At 73.3% G+C, this 14,741-nt stretch carries 12 protein-coding genes; 4 read left to right on the top strand and 8 right to left on the bottom strand.

Going from position 1 to position 14,741, the window contains the following annotated elements; all coding sequences use genetic code 11:
* Nucleotides 1-17: 17 nt before the first annotated feature.
* Both ACFV7Q_RS02735 and ACFV7Q_RS02730 read right to left on the bottom strand, forming a co-directional pair.
* On the bottom strand, nucleotides 18-2,750 hold the full coding sequence (locus tag ACFV7Q_RS02735) for a DNRLRE domain-containing protein (protein WP_385422836.1): 2,733 nt from the start codon (nucleotides 2,748-2,750) through the stop codon (nucleotides 18-20).
* Nucleotides 2,751-2,929: 179 nt separating this feature from the next.
* Nucleotides 2,930-4,963: a glycoside hydrolase family 5 protein gene (locus ACFV7Q_RS02730; protein WP_385422834.1), complete on the bottom strand. Its 2,034-nt coding sequence runs from the start codon at nucleotides 4,961-4,963 to the stop codon at nucleotides 2,930-2,932.
* Nucleotides 4,964-5,163: 200 nt separating this feature from the next.
* Between ACFV7Q_RS02730 and ACFV7Q_RS02725 the strand changes: the two genes are divergently transcribed.
* The 3 genes from ACFV7Q_RS02725 to ACFV7Q_RS02715 all read left to right on the top strand — a co-directional run bounded on the left by ACFV7Q_RS02725 (nucleotide 5,164) and on the right by ACFV7Q_RS02715 (nucleotide 6,688).
* Nucleotides 5,164-5,466, top strand: coding sequence for a hypothetical protein (locus ACFV7Q_RS02725; RefSeq protein WP_385422832.1), 303 nt, complete (start codon nucleotides 5,164-5,166; stop codon nucleotides 5,464-5,466).
* 86 nt (nucleotides 5,467-5,552) lie between these two features.
* On the top strand, nucleotides 5,553-6,017 hold the full coding sequence (locus tag ACFV7Q_RS02720; protein WP_385422830.1) for a Crp/Fnr family transcriptional regulator: 465 nt from the start codon (nucleotides 5,553-5,555) through the stop codon (nucleotides 6,015-6,017).
* A gap of 227 nt (nucleotides 6,018-6,244) precedes the next feature.
* Nucleotides 6,245-6,688 (top strand): SSI family serine proteinase inhibitor, encoded by a 444-nt coding sequence (locus tag ACFV7Q_RS02715; RefSeq protein ID WP_385422828.1) that lies wholly within the window; start codon nucleotides 6,245-6,247, stop codon nucleotides 6,686-6,688.
* Here ACFV7Q_RS02715 and ACFV7Q_RS02710 read toward each other — a convergent pair.
* The 4 genes from ACFV7Q_RS02710 to ACFV7Q_RS02695 all read right to left on the bottom strand — a co-directional run bounded on the left by ACFV7Q_RS02710 (nucleotide 6,622) and on the right by ACFV7Q_RS02695 (nucleotide 9,433).
* Nucleotides 6,622-7,062: a hypothetical protein gene (locus tag ACFV7Q_RS02710; protein ID WP_385422826.1), complete on the bottom strand. Its 441-nt coding sequence runs from the start codon at nucleotides 7,060-7,062 to the stop codon at nucleotides 6,622-6,624. The two genes, ACFV7Q_RS02715 and ACFV7Q_RS02710, sit on opposite strands and share 67 nt — an antisense overlap.
* Nucleotides 7,063-7,124: 62 nt before the next feature.
* A complete protein-coding gene (locus ACFV7Q_RS02705) occupies nucleotides 7,125-7,991 on the bottom strand; it encodes a GNAT family N-acetyltransferase (protein ID WP_385422824.1) in 867 nt (288 codons plus the stop codon).
* A 32-nt stretch (nucleotides 7,992-8,023) separates the two neighbouring features.
* Nucleotides 8,024-8,959 (bottom strand): ATP-grasp domain-containing protein, encoded by a 936-nt coding sequence (locus ACFV7Q_RS02700; protein ID WP_385422822.1) that lies wholly within the window; start codon nucleotides 8,957-8,959, stop codon nucleotides 8,024-8,026.
* 42 nt (nucleotides 8,960-9,001) lie between these two features.
* The gene (locus ACFV7Q_RS02695) at nucleotides 9,002-9,433 is read right to left on the bottom strand and encodes a hypothetical protein (RefSeq protein WP_385422820.1); all 432 of its coding nucleotides are present in this window, start codon (nucleotides 9,431-9,433) and stop codon (nucleotides 9,002-9,004) included.
* A 177-nt stretch (nucleotides 9,434-9,610) separates the two neighbouring features.
* Between ACFV7Q_RS02695 and ACFV7Q_RS02690 the strand changes: the two genes are divergently transcribed.
* A complete protein-coding gene (locus ACFV7Q_RS02690) occupies nucleotides 9,611-10,336 on the top strand; it encodes an NAD-dependent deacetylase (RefSeq protein ID WP_385422818.1) in 726 nt (241 codons plus the stop codon).
* A gap of 68 nt (nucleotides 10,337-10,404) precedes the next feature.
* Here ACFV7Q_RS02690 and ACFV7Q_RS02685 read toward each other — a convergent pair whose 3' ends face one another.
* Both ACFV7Q_RS02685 and ACFV7Q_RS02680 read right to left on the bottom strand, forming a co-directional pair.
* The gene (locus ACFV7Q_RS02685) at nucleotides 10,405-10,878 is read right to left on the bottom strand and encodes a VOC family protein (RefSeq protein ID WP_385422816.1); all 474 of its coding nucleotides are present in this window, start codon (nucleotides 10,876-10,878) and stop codon (nucleotides 10,405-10,407) included.
* A gap of 137 nt (nucleotides 10,879-11,015) precedes the next feature.
* Entirely contained in the window at nucleotides 11,016-14,600 is a 3,585-nt protein-coding gene (locus tag ACFV7Q_RS02680) for a CDP-glycerol glycerophosphotransferase family protein (protein WP_385422814.1), read from the bottom strand.
* Nucleotides 14,601-14,741: the final 141 nt, after the last annotated feature.

The raw sequence follows: 14,741 nt of genomic DNA, 5'->3' as shown, positions 1-14,741 counted from the left end.
TGCGGCGGCGTGCGCCGTTACGGTGCGCCGAAGGTCAGCGTGAGCTGCGGCGTCCCCTCGTTGGCCGGGGCCTCGGAGGACCACAGCCACAGCGCGTCCGTGCCGGAGCCGGTCAGGGCGAGGTCGTAGCCGGTGCCCAGTGCGGCCCCGACGGCCGCCGTGGACAGCGCGGTGGTGTGCACCGCGGAGCCGTCGGGGACGCCCGGGTAGCTGCCGATGGCGGGGCCGCCGAGCGCGGGCCGGCTGTTGTACGTGGTCCCGGTCTCGGTCCACGCGCCGGTGACGGGCACGACCGACACGGTGTCGGCCGTCCCCGCTCCACTCATGGTGCTGGTCTTCACGGAGAGCACGGCCGACTTCAAGGCCGTGCCCGCGGGCGCGGCGGGCAGGTCGAACCGCAGGTGGCTCTGGTAGAGCGGGGTGCCGCGCACGGCGAGCGATCCGGAGGTGCCGTAATTGGTGTCCGGGGCGCCGGCGTTCGCGTACGTGTCCTCGGCGGCGGTGACCCGGACGACGGTGTCGGCGGGGGCGGAGGCCAGGGCGTAGTGGTTCTGGACCTGCGCCGGGCTGAGCACGCTGCCGTAGACGGCGGTCTCGTCGAGCTGGCCGGCCCAGAACTCGCTGGTGGGACGGTTGGGCCAGCCGCCGAGGCTGTCGCCGCCGGCGTGCCAGTACCCGGAGTAGTTCTCGTGCGCGGTGACGGCGAGCGTGCCCCGCTGCACCCCGTCGACGTACAGGGTCATGCCGCCGGGGCCCTGGGTGGCGACGACGTGGTGCCACTTGTCGTCGTTGTAGGTGCCGGTGGTGGTGATGGTGCGGGTGGCGCCGGTGTAGACGCCGTAGACGAGGCGCCCGTCATTGGTCATGTAGACGTGCTTGTCGTACTGGTAGCTGCCGCGGGCCTGGTTGTTGCCGAAGCCGACGAGCTTGCCGCCCCTGGTGGTGCCGGTCTTGAACCAGGTCTCCACCGAATAGCTGCTGCCGATGGTCTGGCGCCGGTCCCCGTAGACGCGGGTGTCGGTGCCGTTGAAGCCGATGGCCGTGCTCGCGCCCGAGACCGCCGCCGGGGTCCGGCGCAGGGACGGGGCGCCCAGGTGCACGCCGTTCTGGTTGCCGCCGGCCGAGGAATCGGCGGCGTACGGCAGGACGGTGTCGTCGTAGCGCCAGTACAGCTGGGCGCCGTCCGAACGGACGCGGTCCGCGTACGCGTCGGCCGAGTGCGGCACCGTCACGGTCGCGGTCGCCGACAGGGCGCTGGTGTTGCCGGCCGCGTCGGTGGCGCTGACCCGGTACGCGTACGTCTGGCCGGGCGTGACCGTGGTGTCGGTCCAGGACGCCTGCGGACGTGTGAAGAAGAGCGAGTCGGCGGTGACGGTGGCGATCGGGGTGGCCGCGCCGTTGCGGTGGATCCGGTAGGTGAGGGTGCTGTCGTCCAGGTCGAGGCTGGTGCGCCAGCGCACCTGCACCTCGCCGGGCCGGAAGCTCGCCGCGCTCGCGAGGGGGGTGGTCGGCGCGCCGGTGTCCCCGGTCGAGGCGAATCGGGTCAGGCTCTGCTGTGCGGCCCCGTTGACCGTGGTGAACTCGCCGCCGACCCACAGGTACGGGACGCCGCCCCCGGAACCGACCGCCATCACGCGCGGGCCGATGCCCTCGCCGATGCCGTCGTTGGTGTCGGGGGCCCAACCCAGCTTGCCGGTGCCGGTGGTCGGCTGGGCGAGCAGGTGGTGGCGCTGCCCGTCGGGGAACTCGCCGACGCCGGAGCAGTCGTGGGCGTGCGAGGCGCTGTAGAGCACGCTCTGGTACGGGAGCACGGCCTGGGTGGCGCCGAGGCAGGTGTCGCGCCAGCGCTGGCCGTAGTCGGACAGGTTCAGCGCGATCCGGCCGTCGAAGACGCCGCCGCCGGTGCCCTCGTTGGCGGTGTAGAAGCCGGTCGCGTCGGCCGCGATGTCCTTGACGACGGAGTTGGTCTCGATGAAGTTCGGGTACGCCTTCGTGAGTGCGCCGCTCGCGGCGTCGACGACGGCCAGGGCGTGGCTGTTCGCGCCGTTGACGGTGAAGAAGTCGCCGCCGAGGACGACGTTCCGGCCGTCCGGGGTGACCTCGACGGCCCGGCCCGGCTCGTCCGCGTCGGCCCTGAAGGGCTTCAACGCGCCGTCGGACGCGGCGACGGCGGCGAACCGCTCGCGCGGCTGTCCGGCGACGGTCAGGAAGTCGCCGCCGGCGTACACCGTGTCGCCGGTGACGGCCAGGGCCCGTACGGTCGCCGCGAAGGCGGGGCGGAAGGACGGCTTGACCGTGCAGGTGGACACGTCGACGGCGGCGAGGCTGGACACGGGCGTGCCGTTGACCGCCCCGAAGTAGCCGCCCGCGTACAGGGTCCTCTTGTCCGGCGAGACGGCGAGGGCGCGGACGGTGGCGGTGCCCGAGCCGATGGTGAAGGACAGCTTGCAGGAGGTCGGGGCGCCGGTCGCCGCGTCGAGCGCGACGAAGTTCACGGCGGACTGCTCGGCGCCCGCTCCGCCCGCGGGCGGCCGTACGGCGGAGAAGGTGCCGCCGGCGAAGACGGTCCCGCCGGCTTCGGCGAGCGCCCAGACGACGCCGTCGGGCTGCCAGGTCGGCAGCGCGTCGGCGGTGAAGGCCACGGGTGGGGTGACGGCCGCCGCCTGCGGGAGGAGGCCGAGACCGACCCCCGCGGCGGTCCCGGCCAGGGACAGGGCGAGCGCGCCCGCCAGCCCTCTGGTTCTGCGCATGAGGCCCCCAGTTCGGTGTGCACCCGATCGGTGTGCGCGGTGCGGTGGCGGCCGGAACCGGGTGCCGCCCCGCCCCGGCCGTGCGTACGGGCGCACCCTAGGCCGATTCGCCGGTCCGTTCACCGCACTTGGCGTATTGGATGCCAAATTGCTCGGCCGCGACGGCTGGGCCGGCCGGGTCAGGGGGTGGGCAGGGGACGGCAGAGCAGGGCCGCCGGGGACGGGCGGGAGGCGAGGCGGGTGGTGAAGGCGATGCCCGCCGCGTACTCCGAGGGTCGGCACTGGCCCTTGTAGTGGCCGTACGCGTAATCGCCGCCGGGGCCGGCCGCCGGGCGGTCGTCGCCGCGGTCGAACCACAGCGTGCGGCCCCCGCCGGCCGGGAGTGCGGTGCGGGCCGGTGCGCACAGCGCCGCCGACACCCGCTGGCCGCGCAGGCTGTAGCCGATCAGGAACTGCCCGGCGGGGCACTGGAACTTGGTGTAGCCGGTCGCCCAGTCCCCGCCCGCCGGGACATGGAACTCGTCGCGGACCACGGTGTGCGACGTGCCGGCCGGGGCGCGTAGGTCCGAGTCGGTGCACAGGCCGCGGCCGCCGGTGTGGGACAGGCCGGCCAGGCGGGAGCCGTCGGGGCAGACCGCCTTGCGGGCGCCGCTGTCCCAGTCGCCGCCGGCCCGGGTCAGCAGGGAGGCGTTGTGGTCGCGGTGGTCGGTGGTCAGCTGGTGCCAGCCCGGAGCGGGGGGCACGGTTCCGGTGCGTCCGGCGGCAGTGGCGAGGGCGTTCCACGGCCCGGTGCGCCAGTCGGCCGCGTCGAGCACGCCGGAGCGGCGGCCCGCGGCGTCATAGCGGAGGATCGCCCAGGTGTCGCCGCCCGGGGTGCCCTGGGCGGTGGTGCTCCAGCCGACCAGCGGCCAGTACGCGAAGTCCGCGTCGGCGGCTGCCAGCAGTCCGGTGAGACGGGGGAACCAGGCGCGGGGGCGCTCGCCCGTCTCGTCGGCACCGGTGCCGAACTCGCTGATCCAGACGGGCGCGGTGAAGTGCGTGCCGGTCTCGGCGGAGACGTAGAGGGCCTGCTCGTACACGGCCTGCTCCAACTCTGCGGAACTCAGGTCCTGGTAGCGCGGGTCACTGGTCTCGCCCAGGCCGGTGGCGCCGCTGTGCCGGGGGCCGGTGTAGCCGTAGAAGTGGGCCGAGTAGACGAGCTTGTGGGAGACGACGAGGGTGTGGGAGAGGGTGCGGACGGGGGTGAGGGTGGGGCGGCCGTGCGGGAAGCCGTTCACGGGGATGCCGGTCCAGTTGATGCCCTCGACCACGATGAGCAGGTTCGGGTTGGCCTCGGTGAGGATCCGGTCGCCGGCCTCCTGGGCGGCGGCGTGCCAGTCGTGGGTGTCGCCGAGGCCCCAGTTGGGGTCGTCGAAGGTGTCGCGGCGGACCTCGTTGTAGAGGTCGGCGCCGACCACGCGCGGGTTGTCGCGGTAGCGGCGGGCCAGGAACACCCAGTCGTCGGCCCACTGGGCGGTGGTGCGGCCGCTGTTCCAGCGCTCGTTGCCGTCGAGGCCGCAGCACCAGCGGGTGGTGACGGTGTGGTTGTTGAGGATGACCGCGAAGCCGGCGTCGGTGAGCGCGTCGACGACGGCGTCGAACACCTGGAGCGGGGTCCGCCCGCGCAGGTCCGGGTTGGCGGCGACGGCCGCGTCGGGGACGGGTCCGGTCGTGCGGAGCATCTCGTTGGAGAACGGTAGCCGGATGCTGTTGAGGCCGAGGGCACGGAAGTCCGCGAGCAGGGTGGGCAGGGGCACCCGGTCCAGGCCCAGCGGAATGCCGTGCGCGTTCTGGCCGGCGTGGTGCTGGTCGGGGTCGTTGCGGTCGCCGGAGCCCGTCCAGGAGCCTTGGGCGCCGTCCCAGTTGCCGGAGCGCAGGCGGAAGCGGTTGCCGTGCGCGTCGACGATCCAGCGGCCCCGGGTGGACAGCGGCGGCGTCCAGCTCTCGGCCGGGGCCTGCGCCGCGCCGGGGTCCGCTGCCCGGGCCCCCTGCGCGGCCCGGCTCTCCTCCGCGGCCCGGTCGAGCGCCGCGGCCCGGTCGAGCGCCGTGGCCCGGTCCGGCTCCGAGGCCGGGGACGCCGGAGCGGCGGCCGCCGCTGTCGGGGCGGCCACCGCCGGCAGGGCCGACGCCAGCACCAGGAGGGCGCTGAGCAGGGGGCGCACAAGGCTCTTCATCGGGCTCCTGCCGGGTCGGGCCACCCGGTCCGGGCGACTGCGGCGGACAAGCTACCGGCCGGTCAGCAGTCGGGGAACCCGCGCGGCGGCCACTTTCCGCGGAGCTGCGCGTCCGAAACCCGCCCACGCGCGGCCCGGGCCCTCTACCGTGCCCCTGAGGGACAGGGCGAGGGCCAGGACGAGGGAGGGCGGCGGAGCCGATGGACGAGGAAGAAGACCTGCGGCTGGCGAGGATGACCCCGGAGATCTCCCGGCGGACCCTGGTCATGCTGCGGGGCCTGGCCGGGCTGGAGCCCCCGGAGCGGGTCCCCGAGGACGCGATGGCCGTGGCCGATGACGTCCTCGCCGAGTACGGCACGGACGGGCTGCGCGTGCTGGTGATGACGCTGGCGTCCTGGGCCACGGCGCAGATCGAGAACGTGGCCGAGCTGAGCCGGCGCAGCCACGAGGCGGTCCTCGACGCGATGGAGCTGGCCTGCCTGGAGGCCGGTGCCGAGGAATGACGGCAAACAGTGGCGCCGCCACCTGACGCATCCGCTCGGGCGTCGGCCACACTGGGGTTAGCGGGGGGCCCTGATCGGAGGCCGTCGTGAGCACACCATCCCCCATCCGAATCGCCGCAGTGCTCTCCACCGAACACCGCGGCAGGCTGATGTCCAACGCGCGCGAGGTCAACTTTCCCGAGGGCGCGCGGATCTTCGACGAGGGCACCCCGTCCGAGTCGTTCTGGATCGTGCGCTCCGGCACGGTGACCCTGCAGATCCCCGTGTCCGGTCGGCTGCGGCCGGCCCCCGTCGAGAACCTCGGCCCCGGAGAGTTGGTCGGCTGGTCCTGGCTGTTCCCGCCGTACGTCTGGCAGCTCAGCGCGGAGGCGATGACCCCGGTACGCGCGTACGAGTTCGACGCGACCTCCGTGCGGATGCTCATGGACGCCGACCCGGCTTTCGGCTCCGCCATCGGGCACTGGGTCGGGCGGGTCCTCGCGATGCGCCTGCAGCAGACCCGGACCCGGCTGCTCGACCTGTACGCCCCGCGCGCCGGCGCAGGTTTGTGAACACCGCGTAAAGCCGCCGGCCAGACCCCTCGGGCAAAGGTTTCAGCGTGCGTGTTCGGCCGTTTCGGGGGCCTGCTCCCGCACAGGTCAGCGGCGCCGCACGGCTGCGGACTGCATGCATTCGCTCACGATCGGTGACGTGAAATCACGGTGCGAACGGGCGTTCAGCGCCCGGGTCGGCAAGACTCCTGTCCGCTATCCGAAGCGCCCACCCCAAGGAGTTCGCAATGCGGTCCATCGCACGGAGTCTCGGCCTCGGTTCCGCCGCCATGGCGCTCACCGCGCTCACCGCGTTGGCTTGGCCCGGAACCGCCGACGCCGCGCCGACCGGCACCGAGAGCGTGTACGCCCCCTCCGCCCTCGTCCTCGCCGTCACCGCCGGGGAGGACCCCGGGTACGGCACGGCACTGCGGGCGGTCACCCTGTCCTGCTCGCCCGCGCCGCGCGGCACCCACCCGTCCCCGGCCACCGCGTGTGCCGAACTGCGCGCGCACGCCGACCGGCTGGACGCGCTCGCAGAACCCCTGCCCAACGTCGACTGCACGAGGGAGTGGAACCCGATGACGGTCACTGCCGACGGGGTCTGGCAGGGCCGCCGGATCAGCTACTCGTACACCTTCGCCAACCCGTGCGCCATGCGGCACAGCAGCGGCACCCTGTTCGACTTCTGACCGGACGCCCCGGGCGGCGCCGTGCGACCGCCGCCCGGGTCACAGCGGGTTGCTGCCGTCGTGTTGAACCCGCGACCGGGCCGGAGCATCCGCTCGGCGAAGCGGTGCCCGGCCCGGCCGGCAAGCCTGAACCACGGCTCGGCGGCCTCCAGCCCGTCCCGCTGGTCGACGAACCGCCCCGGCTCCCCCCTGGCCTCCACGTCAGCCAGCTCGATCGGCGCGCGCAGCAGTCGTTCCGCCTCGCTGAAGTCCCCGTGGACCTTCTCCAGCAGGGCGACGAAGCGCACGGCCCGCGGGTTGATCACCCCGTCGCTGGCGTTGATCCAGCCGAGCACGCTGAGGCCCGGAGCGGCGAGCAGCAGCAACAGCGACATGGCGTTCCCCCGGAACAGCGGCGGCCCGGCCCCGCGCACACTGGGCCGACTGCCCTGTCCTGTCAGCCGAGTTCGAGACTCGTCACCCCGTACAGCCCCGACAGTTCGATGTCCGGTGCCGGCCCCGTGTACATGCGGGCGGCCTCGAAGACGGGGACCAGGCCGAGGCCGGCCAGCAGCTCCGTCGCGGCCGGGTTCGCGTCCGGCACGTCCACGGCGACCACCCCGTCCGGGGTGTGCTCGGCGAGCCGGTGCAGCAGGGCGGCGGCGACCTGCGAGCTGGCCGCGTACAGCGGGCCGATCCGGGAGGCCCCGCTGCACGGCCGGACCACGCCGAGGCCCTCGATCCGGCCGTCGCGGACGGCGGCGAGGGCGGTCCGGCCCGGCAGCGCGGTCCAGGCGGACAGGAAGGAGTCACGGGCCTCCGGGAAGAACCGGCGGTCGTACGCGGCGAGCAGGCCGAAGGGCAGCCCGGCCGCGTCGACCACCTCGAAGGCACCGGCCCCCCGGCCCGCGTCGCGGAACGCGTCCCCGGGCTGCGGCCGGCCCTCGTGGCGGACGTTGTTCCAGGCGGGGCGGAACCCGGACTTCCGGTAGTTGTCCTGCTGTTCGACGACCCCGTCCAGGCCGACGAGCCGCCCGGCGAGCCGGTCCATCCCGGCGTGCCAGAGCCGGATCCCGTACCCCCGGCCGCGGAACGACGGGTTCGCGATGTAGAAGCCGATGAACCCGAAGCCGGCCCCGTACCGCACGGCGGAGATGCAGGCCGCCGGTTCGCCGTCGACGCGGCCGATGAGGAAGCCGCCCGGATCGGCGACCGCGAAGGCGAACCGGTCGGAGTCGCCCGGGTTCCAGCCCTCCGCATCGGCCCAGGTACGCATCAGTTCCATGTCGGCGGCGCTCGCGCCGGTGATCTCGAATCCCGTCATGTGCCGTGTTGTACCAGATGCGCCAGGCGCCGTCAGGAGCGCCGGGCGGCCGTCAACACGGCGGCGAAGGAGGTCGGATCGACGGCCCGGTGGACATCGCTCACCTGTGCGTCACCCACTTCGACGACCCGCCAGACGCCGTCCTCGCGCAGCGCGAGGTCGGTCGTGACGAAGGGGCAGTCCAGCGCCTCGACGGCGGCGCGCACCGGTTCGAGGTCCGGCAGGCCGGGTGCCACGCCGTCCCGGCCCGCGCCCGGCGCGCCGAAGGCGTCCGCCGGGCTGTCGGGGTGCGGGGTGATCAGCCGCGGGGCGCCGTCCCGCCACCACACGCGGAGCTCACCGGGTGCCCCGTCCGTGCCCGGCCCGGGCACGCGGAACGGCTCGAAGGCGCGCAGCACCACGCCGCCGGCGAGGAACTCGCCCTGGAGTTCGACGAACCGGCCCACCACGCGGTGCAGGGCGGCCGGGTCGGCGAGGTCGGGGATGTGGCAGGCCTCCTCCCACTCGTGCTTGCGGGACTTCACGTAGTCCTTGACCACGGCGGCCCCGGCCGGCAGGCCGGCGGCCAGCGCCACGAGCCGCGCCGGGTCCGGGGCCCGACCCGGGTCGACGGGGAGCCAGCGGCTGGCCGGGGTGAGTCCCGCGAACGTCGCGTACCAGCCCGGGAGTTCGTGGGCGCGCCGGTAGCGGGACGGGTCGGTGATCAGCTGCGCGCCGCGCCGGCGCAGTGCCGTGTCGAGCTCCGCGTACCGGCCGGCGGGGACCATCCAGCCGCGGTACCAGAGCGGGCCCGCCCCTGCCGGGACGCGGGCCACGGCGCGCTCGGCGTCACCGGCCGTCAGCGCGTCGTGGTCGATGAGGTGGACGGCGGCGCCGTCGGCGCGGAGCTGCCGGGCCTCCGGTGCGAAGTGGGCGTCGACCCGGCGCTCGTTCAGCGGATCGGAGCAGTACAGGACGGTGGTCGGCATGCGGCCAGCCTACGGGTGGCGCGGCCGACCCCGCGCCGGCGGTCAGCCCGCGCAGATGACGTCGTCGAGCGTGATCGGATGGGAGTCGAGGCGTACGTACGCCGTGAAGGTGTCGGGGCTGCCGGTGTCCCAGTGGGTGGTGACGGTGGCCCAGCCGACGTTGGCCGACTGCGCGACGGTCACCGGGCCGACGGCGATGCCCCGGGGTTCCTTCTGGGCGCAGAGCAGTATGTCGAGGCCCCGGCTCAGTGCCTGTCTGTCCTTGAGGTGCTGCGAGACCCGCTGGGACCGGTCGTGGTCGGAGGGGCCGTGGTTTCCGTAGAACGCGGTGAGGAAGCGGCTGATGTCGGCGGCGGTGTGCCGGTAGCGGGCGTGCGCCGGGGCCGGGTCGGCAGCGGCGGCGGGCGGGGACGGGGCCGGCAGCACGAGCAGGCTGAGCAGCGCGGCGCCGACACCGTACGGCATGAGTTTCATGCCGGATGTGTAACCGGCGGACCGCGGCGCGGGCAGGGGCGGGCGCCGGATCTCACTCCTGTGGACGGTGGGATTCACCGCAGGGTGCTGCGCCGCCGGTCGGCCTGCCGGGTCGGGGGGCGTCGCCTACGGGTAATGCGGTCGCGGTCCGGTCCCGGTGATCCGTAGGGTCGGGGCATGGGTAAGCCTCTTGTCGCAGTGTTCAGTGGGGCCGGGATGTCCACGGACTCCGGTATTCCCGACTATCGGGGGCCGCAGGGTTTGTGGCGCCGGGAGCCCGATGCCGAGAAGCTCGTGACGTACGAGTACTACATGGCGGATCCGGAGGTCCGGCGCCGTTCATGGCGGATGCGGGCGGAGATCGGCGCTCTCGCGGCCGGGCCGAACGCGGCGCACCTGGCCGTCGCCGAGCTGGAGCGCAGCGGCACCCCGGTGCGGGTGATCACCCAGAACGTGGACGGGCTGCACCAGCTGGCCGGGGTGCCTGCACGGAAGGTGCTGGAGCTCCACGGCACCGCCCGGGAGGTGGTCTGCACGGCCTGCGGCGTCCGGTCGGGGATGGAGGAGGCGCTGGACCGGGTAGCCGCGGGCGAGCCGGACCCGTCCTGTCTGCGCTGCGGCGGGATCCTCAAGGCGGCGACGGTGATGTTCGGCCAGCACCTCGATCCGGAAGTGCTGGCGCAGGCGGTGGCCATCGCCAAGGGCTGCCACGTGTTCATCGCCGTCGGGTCCACCCTCCAGGTGCAGCCCGCCGCCTCGCTGGCCGGGATGGCCGCCGGGGCAGGGGCGCGCCTGATCATCGTGAACGCGGAGGAGACCCCGTACGATCCCCTCGCCGACGAGGTGATCCGCGAGCCGATCGGTACGGCCCTGCCGGCACTGCTGGCCCGGATCGCGGGCTGAGCCCGGGCGGACGGCCCGGACGGCGCGGCGCGGTGCGGCGCCGGACGGTCAAGCGGCCCGCCTGACGGTCAAGCGGCGTCGGCGGCCCGGCGCACGTCGAGCTTCTTCATCTTCATCATCGCGGCGGTGGCCCGGGCGGCCCGCGCCGGGTCCGGATCGGTCACCAGGTCGACGGCGCCGGGCGGGACGACCTGCCAGGACACCCCGAACCTGTCCTTGACCCAGCCGCAGGCGGATTCCTCGCCGCCTCCCGTGGTCAGCGCGTCGTAGTAGTAGTCCGCCTCCGCCTCGTCCGCGCAGTGGATCTGGAAGGAGATCGCCTCCGAGAAGGTGAACTCCGGCCCGCCGTTGAGTCCGACGAACTTCTGGCCGTTGATCTCGAACTCCACGATCATCACTTCGCCGGCCGGGCCGGGTCCCGCCTCGGTGTAGCGGCCGGTCCGGCCGCGCTTGCCGTCCTTGAACACGGACAGGTAGTAGTCGGCGGCGGCCTCCGCGTCGCCGTCGAACCACAGACACGTGGTGAAGCCGTTGCTGCTCATGACTGCCTCCGGGCGGGGTGGGCGTGCGGACGGTGCGTGCAGCACCGCTCTTCTCCCACTACAGACCCGCCCCGGGCCCGAAATTCATCGGTGGGCCCGGGGCGGTGTCGTCAGCGCCTGGAATGCACTCCTTCGGCTCAGGCCTCCGGGGCCGAGCCCTTCTCCAGCATCCGGTCGACGACGCGCTCGGCGGCGTGGCCGTCGTCCAGGTCGCAGAACTCCGCGCGGAACGCGGCCCGCGCCTCCTTGTACTCCTCGCCCAGCGCGTCGGCGTTGCGCACGGCCTCGATCAGGCTCCCCGAGTCCGCCAGCATCGGGCCGGGCGCCTTCTCCTCCAGGTCGAAGTTGAGGCCGCGCAGCGTGCTCCGGTAGTGCTGGAAGTCGTACGTGAAGAGCAGGATCGGCCGGTCCGTGAGCGCGAAGTCGAACAGCACGGAGGAGTAGTCCGAGACCAGCACGTCGGCGATGAGGAGCAGGTCCGTCGCGTCCGGCCAGCGGGACACGTCGTAGACGAAGCCCTCCGGGCCCTGGTAGCGGACCTGTTCGGTGACGTGGTGGTGGCCGCGGACCAGCAGGACGTGGTCTTCGCCGAGCTCCCGGCGGGCCGCGTCCAGGTCGATCTGCAGGTCGAGCTTGTAGCCGCCGGAGAAGCCCTCGCGGTTCTCCCGCCAGGTCGGCATGTACAGGACGACCTTTTTGCCTTCGGGCAGGCCGAGCCGCCGCTTGACCTCGGCGATCCGCTCGGCGTCGGGCCGGACGAGCGCGTCGGTGCGCGGGCTGCCGGACTCGATGACCTCGCCCTTGTAGCCGAGGGCGCGCTTGAGGATCGGGGTGGCGTACGAGCTCGGGGAGGCGAGCAGCGTCCACTGGGCGCTGTCGTGCTCCAGGCCGTCCAGGACCTCCGGGCTGGTGTAGTAGTCGTGGATGAAGTCGTGGCCGATCTCCTTGATCGGCGTTCCGTGCCAGGTCTGGACGACGACCTGGCCGGGGCGGCGCTGGAATCGGCGCGCCACGCTGTCGTTGACGACGTAGTAGCGGGCGCGGGCCAGGGCATCCCAGGCCTCGACGCTGTCGTACTCCACGGCGCGGGCGGTCGGGGGGACCTCAGCACGGCCGTCGTGGACCAGCCAGATGTGCTCCAGCTTCTCGCCGCGGCGCACCAGCTCCTCGTGGATGGCGCGCGGCGCGTCGCCGGCCCCCTTGCCCATGAAGGTGTCGTAGACGACGACGTCCTTGAGGGGCAGGGCGCGGCGCGCCGGGTACGTCTCGTCGCGCAGGACGCGCTGGGCGTACCGGGAGCGGTCGTGCGGGGTGACCAGCGGGTCCGCGACCAGCGCCATCCGGTCGTAGAAGCGGGCCTCGATCCGCATCCGGCGACCCAGCACGGTGAGGCCGACGGGGCCGGCCCGGTGGGCGGCGGGCGCGAACTGGACCGGGGCGCCGCGGTCGACGCCGAGCAGGCCCGCGGTGGTGCCGGCCTGGGAGACCGGGCGCAGCGTCGGCCACCAGCGGCCCTTGGGCAGGGTGGTGCGGCCGGCGTAGGACTCGGGCAGGACGGGCTCGAAGACGGCCTCGAACCGGTCGCCGTCACGGGTGACGGGGTAGCTGAACTCGGTGCCGCTCGCGTCGTGGAAGACCAGCTCGTACGGCTCGTCGACGGGCGCGGTGAAGCGGCCGCGCAGGGTGAAGGCGCCGTCCTGGGCGGAGACCTCGTCGACCAGCGGCGGCGAGGGCTGCACGGACAGGGTCAGGTGACCGGTGTTGCCGCGCTTGGCGAAGACGGTGCGGTCGGTGTCGCCGCCGGGCAGCGGGAGGACCAGGCCGGAGAAGCCGCCGCGCTCGTCGTGCACGAGGCGGTGGCCCTTGCCGTCGATGCCGGTGACGGTCAGGCTCCACGGCTCGGGGGCCCACTCGCCGGGCGCGACCTCACCGTCCGGTACGGCGGCCAGGTCGGCCAGCGGCACGCGCACGGTGAACGGGACCCGGCCGGAGCCGGTGGCCGCGGCGGTCTCCAGGGGGAGGGTGAGGACGGTGCCGGTGGAGACGTGCTCGGCGCGCAGGGCCGCGCCGGAGCCCCCGAGCTCGGCGGCGAGCTCGCCGGCGATCTCGACGGCGTCGTCACCGGCGGGGCGGACGTCGAGGGCACGGGCCCGGACGACCTCGACCTGGACGGTCAGTGCGCCCTGGACGTTCGGCACGATCCGGACGTCCGGGGTCACCCAGTGGGCGGGCGGGTTCTGGCCGCTGTCGGACTCGCCGCCCTTGAGGCGGGCCCGGTGCAGGCCGCCGGCGCCGGTGACGGCGACGGAGGTGGTCCATATGCCGTCGCGCCAGGTGCCGCCGGACTGGAAGACGGTCGGGTCGACGACGGCGGTGAAGCCGGCCCAGTCGGCGTGCCGCAGGGCCAGGTGCGGGGTGTTCACGGTGGCCATCGGGGAGGCGACCGTGCGGGTGTTGACCACGGTGCGGCGGCGCTTGCCGCCCTCGCGGAAGACCAGCACCTTGCGGGAGGCGAGACGGCTCTCGGCACCGAGGTGGCCCGGGATGGCGTAGCCGCGCAGCAGCAGCTTGCCCTCCTTCCAGACGGCCTGCTCCAGGCGGCTGACGACGCGCAGCTCGCGCGCACCGAGGGTGAGGAGCTTGGCCGGGACCGGCGGGCGGCCGTGCAGGAACGGGTAGTCGGCCTGCGGACGCGCCAGGCCCTTGGCCGGGACGCTGTAGGAGTAGTCGCGCTGGTGGTGCGTGAGGGCGATGAAGTCCTCGACGCGGCCCTCGGCGGCCAGGTACGCCTTGAGACGGTCGGCGACGGTGAGGTTCGGCCAGGGCTCGGGGCCGATCTCCTTGATGAGGCCGCCGACGTGCTCGACGAACGCGGCGCGGAACTCGGGGCCGCCCTCGCCTACGTACTTGTAGATGAGCGGGAGTTCCTCGCTCAGCACGTTGTGGTCGTAGTCACGCAGGTAGCGGACGTACTTGGCGCCCTCCTTGGCCTTGAGGGCCTCGCGGACCAGGCGGACGGAGGTGACGCGGTCGATGACCGAGACCGGGTCGGTGGAGCGCTGGGTGATGGAGCGCTCGCCGGTCTCGCGGACGCGCCAGTGGTAGACGCATTCGCTGAGGATGTCGACGCTGGAGGCGAAGTAGTGCGCCGGAATGCTGACCGGGGCGTCCTCGTAGAGGATGCCCTCGGGGTACTGGAAGCCGTGCTCGTCCCAGAAGCTGCGCCGGTACACCTTGTTCCAGGCGGTGCGGTCGGTGACGAGCGCCGGGAACTTGGAGATGTGGGTCTTCAGCTGGGTCTTGGCGAAGGCGGCCCGGTGGCCCCAGGACTGCTGCATGCCGACGGAGCGGAAGCGCTTGACGTTGCCGCCGGCGAAGTCGGAGCCGGTCTCGTCGAGGGCGGCGATCAGGCGCTCGTACGCGTAGTCGGGCATGGTGTCGTCGCTGTCGACGAAGGCCAGGTACTCGGTGCCCTCCGTGAGGTGCCGGGCACCCACGTTGCGGGCCGCGCCGAGGCCGGCGTTCTCCTGCATGACGACCCGGAACCGCTTGTCCCGCGCGGCGAAGGCCTTGGCGATGGCGGCACTGTTGTCCGTGGAACCGTCGTCGACCAGGATGCACTCGAAGTCGGCGAACGTCTGGGCGGCGATGGACTCCAGGCACTCGTCGAGATAGAGCTCGACGTTGTAGACGGGGACGACGATGCTCAGGCGCGGGGGCATGGGTGACGGGTTCTCCAGCGAATCAAACTCTTTGGATGATCAGAGGTTGAGAGCATCCTACTCGGTTACGGGATGATAAAGTCGCCCCATCCTGGACATATGCCGCCCTCTGCCGGGACGGACGGCAAAGATTTCAGCCGC

Origin of the sequence: Streptomyces sp. NPDC059851, assembly GCF_042732005.1 — a bacterium.
Taxonomy (GTDB): Bacteria; Actinomycetota; Actinomycetes; order Streptomycetales; family Streptomycetaceae; genus Streptomyces.
The sequence above is the reverse complement of the archived record's forward strand: the minus strand, read 5'-3'. Positions and strand labels throughout refer to the sequence as shown.

Coding starts and splice junctions, on each gene's coding strand:
- ACFV7Q_RS02735 (WP_385422836.1), bottom strand. CDS start 2,750: ATGCGCAGAACCAGAGGGCTGGCGGGCGCGCTCGCCCTGTCCCTGGCC.
- ACFV7Q_RS02730 (WP_385422834.1), bottom strand. CDS start 4,963: ATGAAGAGCCTTGTGCGCCCCCTGCTCAGCGCCCTCCTGGTGCTGGCG.
- ACFV7Q_RS02725 (WP_385422832.1), top strand. CDS start 5,164: ATGGACGAGGAAGAAGACCTGCGGCTGGCGAGGATGACCCCGGAGATC.
- ACFV7Q_RS02715 (WP_385422828.1), top strand. CDS start 6,245: ATGCGGTCCATCGCACGGAGTCTCGGCCTCGGTTCCGCCGCCATGGCG.
- ACFV7Q_RS02710 (WP_385422826.1), bottom strand. CDS start 7,062: ATGTCGCTGTTGCTGCTGCTCGCCGCTCCGGGCCTCAGCGTGCTCGGC.
- ACFV7Q_RS02705 (WP_385422824.1), bottom strand. CDS start 7,991: ATGACGGGATTCGAGATCACCGGCGCGAGCGCCGCCGACATGGAACTG.
- ACFV7Q_RS02700 (WP_385422822.1), bottom strand. CDS start 8,959: ATGCCGACCACCGTCCTGTACTGCTCCGATCCGCTGAACGAGCGCCGG.
- ACFV7Q_RS02695 (WP_385422820.1), bottom strand. CDS start 9,433: ATGAAACTCATGCCGTACGGTGTCGGCGCCGCGCTGCTCAGCCTGCTC.
- ACFV7Q_RS02690 (WP_385422818.1), top strand. CDS start 9,611: ATGGGTAAGCCTCTTGTCGCAGTGTTCAGTGGGGCCGGGATGTCCACG.
- ACFV7Q_RS02685 (WP_385422816.1), bottom strand. CDS start 10,878: ATGAGCAGCAACGGCTTCACCACGTGTCTGTGGTTCGACGGCGACGCG.
- ACFV7Q_RS02680 (WP_385422814.1), bottom strand. CDS start 14,600: ATGCCCCCGCGCCTGAGCATCGTCGTCCCCGTCTACAACGTCGAGCTC.